The organism is Aliiroseovarius sp. S2029, from assembly GCF_023195575.1.
In the GTDB taxonomy this organism is placed as follows: Bacteria; Pseudomonadota; Alphaproteobacteria; order Rhodobacterales; family Rhodobacteraceae; genus Aliiroseovarius; species Aliiroseovarius zhejiangensis.
On sequence record NZ_JALPQE010000001.1, the window covers coordinates 334,958 to 352,190 of the forward strand.

Below are 17,233 nucleotides of genomic sequence, written 5' to 3' on the forward strand. Positions count from 1 at the left end.
GGGATATTTATGACAAGAAAAATCGCGCTCTTTTTCTTGTCACAAATATCCCGGGGGTCCGGGGGCAGCGCCCCCGGCGACGAGACATCAACAAGGAGGCATGGATGACGGTTAAACTCTATTGTTTTGGGGAAAGCGGCAATGCCTACAAGGCGGCTCTGACGCTGGAGTTGTCCGGTTTGGAGTGGGAGCCGGTTTTTGTCGATTTCTTCAACGGCGAAAGCCGAAGCCCCGCGTTTCGCGAACTGAACCCGATGGGTGAAGTGCCGGTCATGATCGACGGCGATGTGACCCTGTCGCAGTCAGGCGTCATTCAGGACTATGTGTCGTCGAAATCCGGCAAATTGGGTGGACGCAGCGCGAATGAACGCCGCGAAATCCTGCGCTGGCAGTTCTGGGACAATCACAAGATGTCTTCTGTTGCAGGCAACACCCGTTTCCTGATGAACTTCCTGCCTGAAGACAAGCGCCCCGCCGAAGTCATCGCCTTCAATCAGGCGCGACTGAAAAGCGCCTACAAGGTGCTTGAAGGCGAGCTTGTTGACCGAGATTGGCTGGTTGGCGACGCCCTCACGCTCGCGGATATCTCGTGCTGTGGTTATCTGTTTTACCCTGAACCCTTCGGCTTTGACCGCGCCGAATGGCCCGCCATCGACGCCTGGCTGACCCGGATTTCGGAGACGCCCGGCTGGAAACACCCCTATGACCTGATGCCCGGCTCCCCTGCGGACCGCGCGTAAGATCCTGAAAGGAAGTAAGAAAATGACCGACGCCTATATCTATGACGCCGTGCGCACCCCGCGTGGCAAAGGCAAGAAGGACGGCACGCTGCACGAAGTGACGGCCGTGCGCCTGTCTTCGGTGGCCTTGAACGCTTTGAAAGAGCGTAACAATCTGGACGGCCACGCCGTCGAGGATGTGATCTGGGGCAATGTGACCCAAGTGGGCGAACAAGGTGCCTGTTTGGCCCGCTCCTCGGTGCTGTATTCCGATCTGGACGAGCGTATTCCAGGCGTGTCAATCAACCGGTTCTGCGCCTCGGGTCTGGAAGCTGTGAACATGGCCGCCAACCAAGTGAAGGGCGGCGCAGGTGATGCCTATATCGCCGGTGGTGTGGAAAGCATGAGCCGCGTGCCGATGGGCATGGATGGAGGCGCGATTGCGGCCGATCCGCATCTGGCGATGAAAGCCTATTTCGTGCCTCAGGGCATCTCGGCCGACATCATCGCGACCGAATACGGGTTCAGTCGCGACGATTGCGACGCTTATGCCGTCGAAAGCCAGAAACGCGCCGCTGCCGCCCGTGCGGACGGTCGGTTCAAGTCGATCATTCCGGTGCTAGACCAGAACGGGCTTGAGATCATGTCCGAGGATCAAATGATCCGCGAAACCACCATGCAAACGCTGGGCGGACTGAACCCCTCGTTCAAAGCGATGGGTGAGGCGATGCCGGGCTTTGATGCCGTGGCACTTCTGAAATATCCGCATCTGGAAAAGATCAACCACGTGCACCACGCAGGGAACTCGTCCGGGATTGCCGATGGATCCGCCGCCGTGCTGATCGGCAACAAGGAGTTTGGCGAGCGTCACGGTCTGAAACCGCGTGCGCGCGTCAAGGCAACATCCAAGGTTGGCACCGACCCAACCATCATGCTGACCGGTCCCGTTCCGGCGACCGAGCGTGTTTTGCAAGCCGCTGGCATGTCCTTCGGCGACATCGACCTGTTTGAGGTCAACGAAGCCTTCGCGTCCGTCGTGCTGCGCTTTATCCAAGCGTTTGACGCCGACACTGACAAAGTCAACGTGAATGGCGGCGCCATCGCCATGGGCCACCCGCTGGGCGGCACCGGCGCGATGATCCTGGGCGCGTTGCTGGACGAGATGGAGCGGTCGGACAAGGAGACCGGTCTGGCCACGCTCTGCATCGGGTCGGGCATGGGCGCTGCAACCATTCTTGAACGCGTATAAGAAGGAGACGTTACAATGGCTGATTTTCACTATTCCGTGGACGCCGATGGTGTCGCCACCATCACCTGGGATGTGCCGGGCAAATCCATGAACGTGCTGTCCTATGACGCGCTGCGCGAGCTGGACGCACATATCGACACCGTTCTGGCAGACGACGCCGTGAAAGGCGCGATCATCACCTCAGGCAAGAAAGATTTCGCCGGGGGGATGGATCTGAACGTGATCGCCCAGATGAAGAACGACGCTGGCGACAACCCCGCGAAGGGCCTGTTTGACGGTGTCATGGGCATGCACGGTGTGCTGCGCAAGATCGAGCGCGCAGGCATGGACCCCAAGACCAACAAAGGCGGCAAACCGATTGTCGCCGCCCTGCCCGGCATCGCGCTTGGCATCGGTCTGGAAATCCCGCTGTCCTGTCACCGCATCATTGCGGCGGACAATCCGAAGGCCAAGATCGGCCTGCCGGAAATCATGGTCGGCATCTTCCCCGGTGCAGGCGGCACCACCCGTCTTGTGCGCAAGATGGGCGCGATGGCGGCGGCTCCGTTCCTGTTGGAAGGCAAAACGGTTGCCCCCGACAAAGCCAAAGCCGCTGGTCTGATCGACGAGGTTGTTGCACCGGACGACTTGCAAGCCCGCGCAAAAGAATGGGTTCTGAACGCGACCGACGCAGATATCGTCAAACCATGGGACCAGAAGGGCTACAAAATGCCGGGCGGCGCGCCCTATCACCCCGCAGGCTTTCAGACCTTCGTGGGGGCCGCTGCGATGATCCACGGCAAGACCAATGGCGTTTATCCTGCCGCCAAGGCTTTGCTGGCTGCGGTTTATGAAGGGGCCATGGTGCCGTTTGACGACGCGCTGCGTGTTGAATGCCGCTGGTTCGTCAATGTGCTGATGAACCCGTCTTCAGCTGCCATGATCCGCTCGCTTTTCATCAACAAGCAAGCGTTGGAAAAGGGCGCGGTGCGTCCGAAACACGTGGATGATCAGTCGGTTAAGAAGGTCGGCGTTCTGGGTGCTGGCATGATGGGGGCTGGCATCGCGCTGGTGTCCGCCATGGCCGGGATGGAGGTCGTCTTGATCGACCAGACCCAAGAAGCCGCCGATCGCGGCAAGGCCTATTCCGAGGGTTATCTGGACAAGGGCATCGCCCGCAAGAAAGCCACGCCCGAGAAGAAAGAGGCCGTCCTGTCCGCCATCACCGCGACCACCGATCTGGACGCGCTGAAAGGGGCTGACCTGATCATTGAAGCGGTGTTTGAGGACATGGGCGTCAAAGCCGAGATGACCAAGAAAGTCGAAGTAGTGGTCGGGGAAGATTGCATCTTCGCCACCAACACTTCGACCCTGCCGATCACCGAACTGGCCAAGGCGTCAGTGCGTCCCGATCAGTTCATCGGCATCCACTTCTTCTCGCCGGTCGAGAAGATGATGCTGGTCGAGATCATCAAGGGTAAGGAAACCGGGGACCGTGCGGTGGCCAAGGCGCTGGACTATGTGCGCCAGATCCGCAAGACGCCCATCGTCGTCAACGACGCGCGCTTCTTCTACTGCAACCGCTGCATCATTCCCTATATCAACGAAGGGATGCGTATGGTTGGCGAGGGCGTCGCACCCGCACTGGTCGAAGGAGCGGCGAAGCTGTTGGGCTTCCCGGTGGGGCCGCTGCAACTTGTCGATGAAACCTCGATCGAGCTGGGCGTGAAAATCGCCAAGGCCACCAAGGCGGCGATGGGTGATGATTACCCTGACGACGCGGTGGACGACATCATCTTCTGGATGGCCGATCAGGGTCGCATGGGGCGCAAGGCCAATGCTGGCTTCTATGACTATGATGACAAGGGCAAACGCGCGGGTCTGTGGGAAGGTCTGGGCGAGAAGTTCCCGCTGTCGGATGATCAGCCTGACGTGACCGAGGTAAAGCATCGTCTGATGATGGCGCAAGTGCTGGAAGCTGTCCGCGCGCTGGAAGAAGGCGTGTTGGAAGACATCCGCGAAGGTGACGTGGGCGCCGTTCTAGCCTGGGGCTTTGCGCCGTGGTCCGGTGGCCCGTTCAGCTGGCTGGACATGATCGGCGCAGACAAGGCGGTCGAGATTTGCGATGGCCTGACCGACGCACACGGCGCACGCTTCACCACGCCCGCGCTGCTGCGTGATCTGGCGGACAAAGGCGACACATTCTATGGCCGCTTCGACACCGCGCAAGACGCTGCCTGATGGCCGCTGAAAACACCCAAAAAGCCCGGCCGACCGCCGGGCTTTTTCAGTTTGCGCCTACCACATCAGGGCAAGCAACAGATATCCGGCCATCCCGTAGAGCGCGGCCAGGCTCACGCTCATGAATATCCCGCGCAGCCCTGCTTTGCCCCGTAGCGCGCTGTAGGTATAGCCCAACCTGCCAATGGCAAACCCGATGATCCAGATCTGAGCCGCGAGCGTTGATGGCGAAGCCAATGCCATCAGCAAAGCCAGCCCCCCGAAATACACCGTGTTTTCGGTCGCATTTCGGTGCGCATTGTGATGCCGTTCCAACGCGCTCCAACCCAATGCCGGCACATCTTCCTTGCGCGCATTGGCTTCTGCATATTCCTCGGGCGAGGCATAGATGCCGTGATGCAGGCGGGTCAGTTCGGTCGCCGTCATCAGCCAAGTATGGTTCAGCAGCAACAGCGCGCTTGCCACAACCAGCGCTGCCATGACCCCGACAGATGGCAGGGCCACCGTCAAAGGCTCAATGCCAAGTATAAGGTTCACCACCATCGCAATCACGATCAGCCCGATGGGGTAGACGACGATGATCCGTGTAAATTTTCGTATGCGTGCCGCACTGTCCGACATGAAACCCTCCCGTTTCGGCGCGTTTCATCGCGCGCAATGCAATCGCCCATAGATAGGGGCTGAGATCGTCTTAAAAAGGGGCGGCGATCAATCAGTCAAACCGATACCCGAAACGGGCAATGTCCGCGGCACAACATTCTGCAACGATTTCAGCAAGCTCGTCGGTATAGGCGGCACGATAATCGCGGGCGCGGTCAGATCGGTTTACATGCGGCAAGGGGCACAGTGAAAACCCCAGATGGGTTTCAAAAGGTGCAAGATCATCGGACAGCGCCTCCATCCGAACGAACAGGTCGCAGCGCTCTTGCCCGTTTTGATCCGTCACATATGACGCAAACGGCGACGCGGCGAAGCTGTCCAGCGTATGCTGGTGGGTTACGAATTCCGAAAAGGTCAGGACATGCGCCAGATCGACCGCCGGATGATCGAAATGCTGTGCCTTGAGCCAGTGATAATAGCTGACCAGCCGGTCCCACGGGTTGCGCACGAGCGTCACGACAAAGTAGGCCTCGATCTGTTCTTGCGTAACGGGGCCATAAATGTCGCGCAGGCGCGAATGCTTCCACAGCCGCCCGGAGGACTGAACATGCGCCATGCGTTTGCGCCGGCGGATCGCCTTGGGCGTATCGCCCAGTAAGATGTCGTCTTTCATCGCCCGAGCCTCAAGCGCCATTGCAAGAGACGTACCCCCGGTTTTCGGCGGATGAATGAAGATGTAACGACGCCCATGCGAAATGATCATGCCCCGACCTTAGCCGGGTTTCAGACCACGCGCGAGCGCAGAGAGATGATGGCCCCCGAAACGATAATCAGAACCATGCCGAAAATGGCGCGGGCAGGCACCGGATCGCCGAACAGCACGAAACTCCACCCTGCCGCAAAGGGGAGCAACAGGTATTCATAGATCGCCACCTGTCCCGCCTCTCCCATCTGGTAGCCCTTGAAAATCAGGCCAACCGCGACAAGCGACCCCACCGCCTGCATCACCGTCAACCCCCAGCCCAGTGGCGTGGGCCAGACCAGACCGCGCAGGATGAACCCGTCCGCTCCGGCAGGCGCCTCGGGCGCCCAAACGGTCATCGCGATCGACCCGATCAGACCGAACAACCCCAGCGACAGGAAGAAGAACAGCAGCATGGACAGGGCACTTTCCCCTTCGCACCATTGCCGGGTGGCGATCCCTCCGATGGCATAGAAGAACCCGGCGGCCATCGGGACCAGCGCCAAAGGGGCAAGACCGTTGGCAAACGGGTCCAAAACGATCAGCACCCCGACAAATCCGACAATCGCGGCGCCAAGGCGGATTGCACCGACCGGTTGGCCAAGAAACAGGGCACAAATCAACAAAACCCAGATCGGCGCGGTGAACAGCCCGGCAGCAACCTGACCGATGGGCAGAAAGGCCAGGCACCCGAAATAGATCAGCATGGCCACCGCAGCGAACCCACCACGCACCATCACCGCCCACGGGCGAACAGGCGACAGTCGTGCATGTCCAAACCGGGATAGTAGCATCAGAATACCAACAGCCATGATGGCGCGCATCAGGTGGAACTGCCACAAACCAAGGTCTTGCGCTATCAGCGTCACGAAATTGTCGAAAAAGCCCAGAAGGAACATTGCCAGACAGATCGTGCCCGCCGCCGCAAATGTCCGATTTCCTGACATGTCGTTTTCGTCCTTCCTGAACGTCATCCCGGCATTGACCACACGGGTATCGTTCTGGTCTGCTTCCAGAACGACATACAGCACTGACAAACCGAAACAAGACAGGGAGCAATGCCAATGGGCTGGATGGCTGATGAAACCGGGTTGGATAAATGCGCGGCGAATTTCGTGCCTCTGACGCCCCTGTCGCATCTCAGACGCGCGGCGCTGGTCTTTCCCAAGCGCGAAGCACTGGTCTATGGCGCGCGGCGTCTGACCTATGCCGACTATCATGCGCGTGTCTCGCGTCTGGCCGCGGCACTGGCCGGGCGCGGGATCAAACCGGGCGACGTGGTGGCCACACTTCTGCCCAACATCCTTGCGCATGTGGAAGCCAGTTTTGGCATTCCCGCCTGTGGGGCCGTGCTGAACACGATCAACACGCGGCTGGATGTGGATACTGTGGCCTATATCCTTGACCACGGCGCGGCACGCGCGGTGCTGGTGGACACTCAGCTTCTGCCGCTGGCTGAACGCGCCATCGCGCAACTCGCGGATCAGGGCCAGCCCGCCCCGACCATCATCGAGGTCGCCGACCCCGATGCCGGGTTTCCCGCCACCGGAAATCATCTGGAATACGAGGATCTGCTGGCGGAAGGGGATCCCGCGTTCGACTGGATCATGCCGCAGGACGAATGGGAAAGCCTTGCGCTGAACTACACCTCTGGCACCACCGGGCGACCCAAGGGCGTGGTCTATCACCACCGCGGCGCCTATTTGATGACCATGGGCACGCCGATCAGTTGGGGGATGACGCTGTATCCGCGCTATCTGACCATCGTGCCGCTGTTTCACTGCAACAACTGGAACCACACATGGATGATCCCCGCACTTGGCGGCACGGTGATCTGCTGCCGCGACATCACCGCCAAGGCGATCTATGATGCGGTCGCGGACGAGGGCGTGAGCCATTTCGGCGGTGCCCCGATCGTGCTGAACATGATCGTGAACGCCCCCGACACCGACCGCCGCAACTTTGACCACACGGTCGAGGTCTTCACAGCCGGCGCCCCGCCCGCCGCCGCCACCCTGGCTGCGATCGAGCCACTGGGATTCAACGTCACTCAGGTCTATGGCCTGACTGAAACCTATGGACATGTCACCGAATGCCTTTGGAACGGCCCGGAATGGGATGATCTGCCGCAGGACGAGAAGGCCTTGATGAAAGCACGAACCGGCGTTGCCATGCCGATGATGGAGCATATCACGGTCCTGGATCCCGAGACGATGGAACAGGTGCCGATGGATGGCGAGACGATTGGCGAGATCATGATCCGGGGCAACTCGGTGATGAAAGGTTATCTGAAAAACCCGGATGCCACGCGCGAGGCGTTCCGGGGTGGTTATTTCCATTCGGGTGACATCGCGCATCAGACACCGGATGGCTATATCCGCATCACCGACCGGGCCAAGGACATTATCATTTCCGGCGGCGAAAACGTCAGCTCGGTCGAGGTTGAAGGCATCCTGATGCATCACCCCGCCGTCAGCCTGTGCGCCGTGGTCGCCAAGCCTGATGAGAAATGGGGCGAGGTGCCCTGCGCTTTTGTCGAGTTGAAAGACGGCGCACACGTCACCGAGGACGAGTTGATCGCCTTTGTGCGCACGCGTCTGGCCGGGTTCAAAACCCCGAAAATGATCGAGTTTTGCGAGCTGCCCAAAACCTCGACCGGGAAGATACAGAAGTTCGAACTGCGCGACCGGCTGCGGAACACGTCCTGATCCACCACGCGCATTGCCCCGACGCGGGCAACGCTCTATTCTTGCGGCAATGATAACGAGCAGGCGAGACCCGTCCCGACCATGACGGCCCTCACGAAATATCAACGGCTGGAAGCGGCCGGGTTGTGGCGCGCCGATACGCAGGCGCAGCGCCGCGATGTGATCGTGTCGCTGGGGGATGCGACGCTGACCATCACCGACACGCATGAAACCGCGCTGACCCATTGGTCCCTGCCCGCCATTCTTCGGCTGAACCCGTCCGAACGCCCGGCCCGCTATGCCCCCGGCGACGATGCCACGGAAGAGTTGGAGATTGACGACGACACGATGATCCGGGCGATTGAAAAGGTGCGCCGCGTTGTCGAACGCCGACGCCCCCACCCCGGCCGCCTGCGTCACTGGATCACGGCCGGCCTGTTTTGCCTGTTGTTGATGCTGGGTGTGTTCTGGATGCCGGGGGCGTTGCGCAGTTATACGGTCTCGGTGGTGCCGGACCCTACACGGGACGCCATCGGGCAAAGAATTCTGGATCGGATAGGCCGGGTGGCGGGCCAACACTGCGACGGGCACGAAGGGTTGGAGGCGCTGGACCGCTTGCAATCCCGCGTCCTGAACAGTGCGGATACCCGCGTGATCGTGCTGTCGGGCGGGGTGCAGACCGCGACCCACCTGCCCGGTCGGATCACCCTTCTGAACCGCGCCTTGATCGAGGATTACGAAGAACCCGACGTGGTCGCCGGTTTCCTGCTGGCCGAGGATCTGCGCCGCCAGAACACTGACCCGATGAACGCCCTTTTGGAGCACGCGGGGCTGAAAGCGACCGCTCAGCTTCTGACGACCGGCGATCTGCCCGATAGCGTCATAGACAGCTATGCAGAGGACCTGCTGACCGCTCCGCCTGCCCCGCTGGACCAATCTGCCTTGCTGGCGCGGTTTGAACAGGCGGGCGTGCGCTCCACCCCCTATGCCTATGCGCTGGACCTGACCGGGGAAACCACGCTGGACCTGATCGAGGCCGATCCGGTCCCCTTGGCAGAGGCGACGCCCCTGTTGACGGATGCCAACTGGGTGCGTCTGCAGGGGATCTGCGGCGAATAAGCGGCCCGACGGATACCTGCCTTACTTCGTGCCGAACATCCGGTCGCCCGCATCACCCAATCCCGGCATGATATACCCTTTTTCGTTCAGCTTTTCATCCAGCGCGGCTGTGATGATCGGCACATCGGGATGGGCTTCCTTCATCCGGGCCACCCCTTCGGGCGCGGCCAGAAGGCACATGAACCGAATGTTGCGCGCACCAGCCTTTTTCAACAGATCAATCGCCGCGGCCGAGCTGTTGCCGGTGGCCAGCATCGGATCGACAGCAATGACCAGACGATCTTCCAGCGCCTCGGGCACCTTGAAGTAATACTGCACGGGTTCCAGCGTTTCCTCGTCGCGGTACAGTCCGACGAACCCCACGCGGGCCGAGGGGATCAGTTCAAGAACCCCGTCCAGCAAACCATTGCCCGCCCGCAAGATCGACACCAGCGCCAGCTTGCGACCCGCCAGCACCGGGGCGTCCATCTCCTGCATCGGCGTCTTGATCCGCTGGGTTTCCATCGGAAGCTCGCGCGTCACCTCATAGGCCAGAAGCTGGCTGATCTCGCGCAGAAGCTGGCGGAAATGGTTGGTCGGCGTGGTCTCGTCGCGCATCAGGGTCAGCTTGTGCTGGATCAACGGGTGCTTCACGACGGTCAGATGTTCATACATCCTGGGCCTCCACTATCTTGCGCACACGCTCGCGTGTCGCATCATCACAAAACGCCGCCTCGATGGCGGTCAGGTTCAGGGCTTTGAAATCTGCCGCATCCCAGCCAAACTGGCGCGACAGATCTTCGTATTCTTTCACCATGTCGGTGCGGAAAAACGGCGGGTCGTCGGTGGACACCGTGACCTTCACACCTCGATCTCGCAGCCTGGCAATCGGGTGGGCTGCAAGGTCGGGATAGACACCAAGAAAGACGTTGGAGCCGGGGCAGACCTCTAGCGTGATCCCGTCTTGGACCAATCGGTCGACCAACGCAGGGTCTTCGATGGTGCGCACCCCGTGGCCGATACGTTCAACCCGCAGATCATCCAGGGCTGCCCGCACCTCGTCCGGGCCGTTCCATTCGCCCGCATGGGTAGTCAGCTTCAACCCGGCCTCGCGCGCCATGTCGAATGCATAGGCGAAATCGCCCTGTTTGCCGGATTTCTCGTCCCCGCCCATGCCAAAGCCGGTGATGAACTCGCCCGCGGTCTGTTGCGCACACCGCGCGACCTCACGCGCCGCGTCCGGGCCGAAATGGCGCACGGCGGTCACGATCCCGCGCAGCGTGATGCCCGCATCACGCTCGGCCTTTGCGGCGGCGTCCTGAATGGCAGCAAGATAGTCACGCCACGCCGACACATCACGCCCACCGCAGAAATCGGGCGAGATGAACGTCTCGACATAGACCACGCCCGCCTCGGCGCAGTTCTCCAGCACCGCACGGGTCAACCGCGCATAATCTTGCGGAGAGTTCAGCACCGAGGTTGCCGCTTCATATACTTCAAGGAAATGCCAGAAATCGCGATAGGCATAGCCGCCATCCGCCGCGAAGATACCGGACAGATCGACGTTTTTTTCCTTTGCCAATCCGCGAATGAAATCTGGCGGCGCGGCCCCCTCGATATGGGTGTGCAACTCAACCTTTGGCAATGCTTTGAAACTCATAGAAACGACTTCCCCGCCCCGCAGGCGTCCAGCCCCAAATGTGCCGCGACAGATGCCCCAATGTCAGAGAAACCGCAAATGCCAATTTCCTTTGCGCCCAGCCCGATGCCGATCACCGGGACACGTTCGCGTGTGTGATCTGTGCCGACCCAGGTCGGATCATTGCCGTGATCGGCGGTGAAGATCAGCAAGTCACCGTCGCGCATCTTGTCAAACACGCGTGGCAGTTCGGCGTCGAACCATTCCAGTGCACGGGCATAGCCCGACACGTCGCGCCGATGGCCGTATTGGCTGTCGAACTCGACAAAATTTGCAAAAACCAGATCGCCATCCTGCGCGCTGTCCATCGACGCCACAAGATGTTCCATCAACTCGGCGTCTGCGCCTTTCTTCAAGGTATCAATGCCGCGATGGGCGAAGATGTCGCCAATTTTGCCAATTGCATGAACCTTGCGTCCCGCGTCATGCACCCAATCGCACAGGGTGGGCTTGGGTGGGGTCATCGCGAAATCGCGGCGGTTGGTGGTGCGCTTGAAGCCCTCGGCCTCGGACCCGACGAAGGGGCGGGCAATGGCACGGCCAACCTGCATTTTGTGGACGATGGGTGCGATGTCCTCACACAGCGAAATCAGCCGATCCAGGCCAAACGTCTCTTCGTGGGCGGCAATCTGGATCACGCTATCGACCGAGGTATAGACGATGGGCTTGCCGGTGCGCACATGCTCGGCGCCCAGGTCTTCGATGATCTGCGTGCCGGATGCGTGCTTGTTGCCCAGAATGCCATCCACACCGGCGATTTCGCAAATCTTTCGAGTCAGGTCTTCGGGAAAGGCAGGCTGGGTATCGGGGAAATACCCCCAGTCCCATGGCACCGGCACACCAGCAATTTCCCAATGGCCGGACGGCGTGTCCTTGCCATTCGACACCTCTTGCGCCGCGCCCCACAGGCCGTGCGGGGTTGCGTTCAGCCCCGGCGTTTCATCAGTCGAGGCCAGCCGGATCGCCGCCCCCAGCCCCAGCCCGTCCAGATTGGGCATCTTCAGTGGGCCAGAGCGCCCATCCTCGGCCCGGCCTTCGGCGCAGGCCTGCGCGATATGGGCCAGTGTGTTGGACCCGGTATCCGGCACCGTCTTGTCGTTGAAAAACTTGTGCGCGTCAGGGGCGCCGCCACAGCCGGCGCTGTCCAGTACGATCAGGAAGGCACGGGTCATGTGTTCTCCATATGCTCGGTGCCAAAAGCGCCCGGCAGCAGCTCGGCCATGGTCATGGTCAGGCTTTCGCCACCCATCGTCATCATGGTGATGGTGGCATCTGCATCGGCGAACTCGGCCAGTTTCTGGCGGCATCCACCGCAGGGTGTCACCGGCAAGGGGGCATCCGCGATGACCACCGCTTCCACAACCTTGTGATCCCCCGCAACCACCATGGCAGCGATGGCACCTGCTTCGGCGCATGTGCCTTCGGGATAGGCCACGTTTTCAACATTGCAGCCCGCATATACATGGCCCGACGCACATCGCAGTGCCGCGCCCACTTTGAAACTCGAATACGGGGCATACGCATTTTCACGCGCGGTTTTGGCAGCATCCAGCAGCGACATCGGGCCTCCTGAACGGATATGAGGTTGGTATTCAGACACCGTGACCCGCCACGCAGCGGGATGCAAGGCCAAACCGCCCATATTGACGCGCCTGCGATTTCCTGCGCTATCCTGTGATTGCGCAAGCAGGCTTGATTGCGCACCTTTACCTGTAGTAAAGCGACCCAAAAGATAGTTTAAAGTTAAACTTCTTGCCGGAGGACACCGTGAGCGACGACAACTACCCCCGCAAACGCGCGCTGGATTACCATGAATTTCCGAAGCCCGGAAAGCTGGAGATCCGCGCCACGAAACCGATGGCGAACGGGCGCGATCTGAGCCTGGCGTATTCGCCGGGGGTGGCCGAAGCCTGTATCGAAATCAAGAACGACCCTTCGGCGGCAAGCCGGTACACCGCGCGGGGCAATCTGGTTGCCGTTGTGTCGAACGGGACTGCGGTACTCGGGCTTGGGAATATTGGCGCGCTGGCTTCGAAACCGGTGATGGAAGGCAAGGCGGTTCTGTTCAAGAAATTTGCCAACATCGATTGTTTCGACATCGAACTGAACGAAAAAGACCCCGAAAAACTGGCCGAGATCGTCTGCGCCATGGAACCCAGCTTCGGCGCGATCAACCTAGAAGACATCAAGGCCCCCGATTGTTTCATCGTTGAACAAATCTGTCGCGAGCGGATGAACATTCCGGTGTTCCATGACGACCAGCACGGCACCGCCATTGTCGTGGGCGCGGCTGCGACCAACGCACTGCGCGTTGCGGATAAATCCTTCGATCAGATCAAGGTCGTGTCCACCGGCGGTGGGGCGGCAGGGATTGCCTGCCTGAACATGCTGCTGAAACTGGGTGTGAAGCGCGAAAACGTCTGGCTGTGCGACATCGACGGGCTTGTCTATGAGGGCCGCGAGACCGAGATGACACCGCAAAAGGCCGCCTATGCACAGGGCAAGACCCCGGCCACACTTGACGATGTGATCAAGGATGCCGATCTGTTCCTGGGTCTGTCCGGCCCCGGCGTGTTGAAGCCCGAAATGGTGGCCAAGATGGCAAAGCGCCCGATCATCTTTGCACTTGCCAACCCCACGCCCGAGATCATGCCCGACGAAGTGCGCGCCGTTGCGCCCGATGCGCTGATCGCAACCGGTCGGTCGGATTTTCCCAACCAGGTCAACAATGTCCTGTGTTTCCCCTTCATCTTTCGCGGTGCACTGGACGTTGGCGCGACCGAAATCAACGACGCGATGCAGCTGGGCTGTATCGAAGGGATCGCGGCTCTGGCGCGTGCGACAACCTCTGCCGAGGCCGCCGCTGCCTACAAGGGTGAACAACTCAGCTTTGGCGAGGACTATCTGATCCCGAAGCCCTTTGACCCGCGTCTGATGGGTGTCGTTGCCAGTGCAGTTGCGAAAGCCGCGATGGAAAGCGGTGTCGCCACACGCCCGGTGGACGATATCGCAGCCTATAAGGCGACGCTGGACGGGTCCGTATTCCGTTCGGCCCTGATCATGCGCCCGGTCTTCGAAGCCGCCGCCACCGCCGAGCGCCGCATCGTCTTTGCCGAGGGCGAGGATGAGCGCGTGTTGCGCGCCGCCAATGCAATGCTTGAGGAAACCACCGATGCGCCGATCCTGATCGGGCGGCCCGATGTGATCGCGCATCGCTGTGAACGTGCCGGTCTGTCAATCACGCCCGGTAAAGATTTCCAGATCGTGAACCCGGAACGCGATGACCGCTATCGCGACTACTGGACCGCCTATCACCAGATTATGGCGCGCAAAGGCACCACGCCGGATCTTGCCAAGGCGATCCTGCGCACCAACACCACCGCCATTGCTGCGATCATGGTACATCTGGAACAGGCTGACAGCATGATCGCCGGGACATTCGGGCAATTCCTGTGGCACCTGAACTATATCAAGCAGATCCTCGGCACAAAGCAGCTGCATCCGGTCGGCGCGCTGAGCCTGATGATCCTGCCCGACGGGCCGCTGTTCATCACCGACACGCATGTGCACAACACGCCGACCTCGGAACAGATCGCCGAATCCGTCTGCGCCGCCGCCCGGCACGTCCGCCGTTTCGGGGTCGAGCCGAAGATTGCGCTGTGCTCGTATTCGCAGTTTGGCAACCATGATGGCGACAGCGGGCGTCGCGCGCGTGGCGCGCTTGAGATTCTGGACAGTCGTCCGCGCGATTTCGCCTATGAGGGCGAGATGCATGTCGACGCGGCGCTGGACATGGGTGTACGGAACCACATCTTCCCCGATGCCCGTTTCGACGGGCCGGCCAACACGCTTGTGTTTGCCAATGCCGATGCCGCCAGTGCCGTGCGCAACACGTTGAAGGTCAAGGGCGGCGGGCTTGAGGTCGGGCCGATCCTGATGGGCATGGGCAACCGCGCCCATATCGTCACGCCGTCAATCACGGCACGCGGGCTGTTGAACATGTCGGCGGTCGCCGGCACGCCCGTTGCCAAGTATGGCTGAGACGACTCAGGGCTGCTAATCTTTGCAAGGCGGAGTTTGCAGATTTGCAAATTCCGCCTTTTTCAAAATTCAGACGCTTGTTTCGCTGTGGTTTGCAAAAATTTGCAAGCCATTTCCTGCCCGATTGCAAATTTTTTCCGTCAAACCGTCGCACCATGAAACAGCACGCTTGCCCCAAGGACCGTCAGGCGCGTAACACTTCTTACCAAGGGAAACTGGAGGAAGTGCACCATGGCATACAAAGACGTTTACGCTGCGTGGCAGGCAGACCCGGAAGCATTCTGGATGGACGCCGCCAAGGCGATCACCTGGGACAAGTCGCCGTCGAAAGCGCTCTTTGACGAAAACGCACCGCTTTACGAATGGTTTTCGGACGGCATGGTGAACACATGCTACAACGCCGTCGACCGCCATGTCGAAAACGGCCGCGGCGATCAGGTGGCGATCATTTATGACAGCCCGATCACCGGCAACAAGGCCAAGATCACCTATGCCCAGTTGCAAAACCGCGTCGCAGCCATCGCGGGCGCGCTGAAAGCAAAGGGCGTCGAAAAAGGCGACCGCGTGATCATCTACATGCCGATGGTGCCCGAGGCCCTGATGGCGATGCTGGCCGTTACGCGGATCGGTGCCGTGCATTCGGTGGTGTTCGGCGGGTTTGCATCGAACGAACTGGCCGTGCGTATCAACGATGCCAAGCCCAAGGCGATCATCGCCGCCTCCTGCGGGATCGAACCGGGGCGCGTCATTGCCTACAAACCATTGCTGGACGGGGCGATCGACATTGCCGAGCACAAGCCGGAGTTCACCATCGTCCTGCAACGCAGTGAAGCAGTGGCTGACCTGATCGACGGGCGCGATTTTGACTGGGCGGAGCTGGAGGCATCGGCTGAACCGGCCGATTGCCTGCCGGTCGAAGGCAACCACCCTGTCTATATCCTCTACACCTCTGGCACGACCGGGCAGCCCAAGGGTGTGATCCGTCATACCGGCGGACATCTGGTGGCGCTGAACTGGACAATGAAGAACCTCTATAACGTCGATCCGGGTGACGTGTTCTGGGCGGCGTCTGATGTGGGTTGGGTCGTTGGTCACAGCTATATCACCTATGGCCCGCTGATCCACGGCAACACCACCATCGTGTTCGAGGGCAAGCCCGTGGGCACCCCGGATGCAGGCACCTTCTGGCGGGTGATTTCCGAACATAACGTGAAGTCCTTCTTTACAGCCCCCACCGCATTTCGCGCGGTAAAACGTGAAGACCCCAAGGGTGACTTCGTCAAGAAATACGACCTGTCCTGCTTGAAACAGGTCTATCTGGCCGGCGAGCGTGCCGATCCGGACACCATTGTCTGGGCACAGGAACAGTTGAAAGTGCCGGTGATCGACCACTGGTGGCAGACCGAAACCGGCTATGCGATTGCCGCAAACCCTTTGGGGATCGAGGAATTGCCAGTCAAGCTGGGCTCGCCTTCCGTTCCGATGCCGGGCTATGACGTGCAGATCCTTGACGAAGGAGGCCATCCGATGCCCGCGGGCGAGTTGGGGGCCATCGCGATCAAGCTGCCCCTGCCCCCCGGCACCCTGCCCACGCTCTGGAACGCGGAAGAACGGTTCAGATCAAGCTATCTGAACACCTTCCCCGGCTATTATGAAACGGGGGATGCCGGTTACAAGGACGAGGACGGATACCTTTACATCATGGCGCGCACCGACGACGTGATCAACGTCGCAGGGCACCGCCTGTCCACCGGCGCGATGGAGGAGGTTCTGGCCAGCCATCCCGATGTGGCGGAATGTGCCGTGATCGGCGTCACCGACCAGTTGAAAGGGCAGTTGCCCTTGGGGCTGATCTGCCTGAACGCGGGGACCGACCGGCCCGAGGGTGAGGTGACAGCCGAATGCGTCAAGCTGGTGCGTGACAAGATTGGGCCCGTGGCGGCCTTCAAACTGTGCATCGTGGTGGATCGTTTGCCCAAGACGCGGTCGGGAAAGATCCTGCGCGCAACCATGGTCTCGATCGCCGACGGCAAGGATTACAAGATGCCCGCCACGATCGACGACCCCGCCATTCTGGACGAAATCCGCGAGGCGCTGCACAGCCTTGGCTATGCCGGCTAAGGCAGGTCCATGACGGCAAGCAACTCGTCCGGCCCCGCGTCGGATGAGTTCTTTTTT

At 60.5% G+C, this 17,233-nt stretch carries 14 protein-coding genes; 7 read left to right on the plus strand and 7 right to left on the minus strand.

Annotation, left to right across the window (positions count from 1 at the left end):
• The first annotated feature begins 104 nt into the window (after window positions 1–104).
• Genes MUY21_RS01705 through MUY21_RS01715 form a run of 3 tightly spaced genes read left to right on the plus strand, consistent with a single transcriptional unit; the run spans window position 105 to window position 4,188 of the window.
• Window positions 105–740 (plus strand): glutathione S-transferase family protein, encoded by a 636-nt coding sequence (locus MUY21_RS01705; protein WP_248408679.1) that lies wholly within the window; start codon window positions 105–107, stop codon window positions 738–740.
• Between the two features lie 22 nt (window positions 741–762).
• Window positions 763–1,968 (plus strand): acetyl-CoA C-acetyltransferase, encoded by a 1,206-nt coding sequence (locus MUY21_RS01710; protein ID WP_248408680.1) that lies wholly within the window; start codon window positions 763–765, stop codon window positions 1,966–1,968.
• A gap of 15 nt (window positions 1,969–1,983) precedes the next feature.
• The gene (locus tag MUY21_RS01715; RefSeq protein ID WP_248408681.1) at window positions 1,984–4,188 is read left to right on the plus strand and encodes a 3-hydroxyacyl-CoA dehydrogenase NAD-binding domain-containing protein; all 2,205 of its coding nucleotides are present in this window, start codon (window positions 1,984–1,986) and stop codon (window positions 4,186–4,188) included.
• Window positions 4,189–4,245: 57 nt separating this feature from the next.
• Here the strand turns inward: MUY21_RS01715 and MUY21_RS01720 are convergent, their stop codons facing one another.
• The 3 genes from MUY21_RS01720 to MUY21_RS01730 all read right to left on the minus strand — a co-directional run bounded on the left by MUY21_RS01720 (window position 4,246) and on the right by MUY21_RS01730 (window position 6,561).
• Window positions 4,246–4,809 (minus strand): MAPEG family protein, encoded by a 564-nt coding sequence (locus MUY21_RS01720; RefSeq protein ID WP_248408682.1) that lies wholly within the window; start codon window positions 4,807–4,809, stop codon window positions 4,246–4,248.
• 91 nt (window positions 4,810–4,900) lie between these two features.
• Entirely contained in the window at window positions 4,901–5,551 is a 651-nt protein-coding gene (locus tag MUY21_RS01725; RefSeq protein ID WP_248408683.1) for a sulfotransferase family 2 domain-containing protein, read from the minus strand.
• 20 nt (window positions 5,552–5,571) lie between these two features.
• Complete coding sequence (locus tag MUY21_RS01730) at window positions 5,572–6,561, minus strand: DMT family transporter (RefSeq protein ID WP_248408684.1); 990 nt, start codon at window positions 6,559–6,561, stop codon at window positions 5,572–5,574.
• A 33-nt stretch (window positions 6,562–6,594) separates the two neighbouring features.
• Between MUY21_RS01730 and MUY21_RS01735 the strand changes: the two genes are divergently transcribed.
• Entirely contained in the window at window positions 6,595–8,238 is a 1,644-nt protein-coding gene (locus tag MUY21_RS01735) for an AMP-binding protein (protein WP_248408685.1), read from the plus strand.
• Between the two features lie 81 nt (window positions 8,239–8,319).
• Window positions 8,320–9,336 (plus strand): hypothetical protein, encoded by a 1,017-nt coding sequence (locus MUY21_RS01740; RefSeq protein WP_248408686.1) that lies wholly within the window; start codon window positions 8,320–8,322, stop codon window positions 9,334–9,336.
• A gap of 21 nt (window positions 9,337–9,357) precedes the next feature.
• On the opposite strand, the gene upp is transcribed toward MUY21_RS01740, so the two are convergent.
• Genes upp through MUY21_RS01760 form a run of 4 tightly spaced genes read right to left on the minus strand, consistent with a single transcriptional unit; the run spans window position 9,358 to window position 12,593 of the window.
• Window positions 9,358–9,990 carry a uracil phosphoribosyltransferase gene (gene upp, locus MUY21_RS01745; RefSeq protein WP_191285091.1) on the minus strand — a complete coding sequence of 211 codons (633 nt, stop codon included), beginning with the start codon at window positions 9,988–9,990 and terminating at the stop codon, window positions 9,358–9,360.
• Window positions 9,983–10,975, minus strand: a complete 993-nt coding sequence (locus MUY21_RS01750) for an adenosine deaminase (protein ID WP_248408687.1) — start codon at window positions 10,973–10,975, stop codon at window positions 9,983–9,985. Before MUY21_RS01750 ends, upp begins: the two co-directional genes overlap by 8 nt.
• A complete protein-coding gene (locus MUY21_RS01755; protein WP_248408688.1) occupies window positions 10,972–12,186 on the minus strand; it encodes a phosphopentomutase in 1,215 nt (404 codons plus the stop codon). Before MUY21_RS01755 ends, MUY21_RS01750 begins: the two co-directional genes overlap by 4 nt.
• The gene (locus MUY21_RS01760; RefSeq protein WP_348984575.1) at window positions 12,183–12,593 is read right to left on the minus strand and encodes a cytidine deaminase; all 411 of its coding nucleotides are present in this window, start codon (window positions 12,591–12,593) and stop codon (window positions 12,183–12,185) included. Before MUY21_RS01760 ends, MUY21_RS01755 begins: the two co-directional genes overlap by 4 nt.
• Window positions 12,594–12,781: 188 nt before the next feature.
• Here MUY21_RS01760 and MUY21_RS01765 point away from each other — a divergent pair, with 188 nt between their 5' ends.
• A complete protein-coding gene (locus MUY21_RS01765; protein WP_248408690.1) occupies window positions 12,782–15,055 on the plus strand; it encodes an NADP-dependent malic enzyme in 2,274 nt (757 codons plus the stop codon).
• A gap of 231 nt (window positions 15,056–15,286) precedes the next feature.
• Complete coding sequence (locus MUY21_RS01770; RefSeq protein ID WP_248408691.1) at window positions 15,287–17,176, plus strand: propionyl-CoA synthetase; 1,890 nt, start codon at window positions 15,287–15,289, stop codon at window positions 17,174–17,176.
• The last annotated feature ends 57 nt before the right edge of the window (window positions 17,177–17,233 follow it).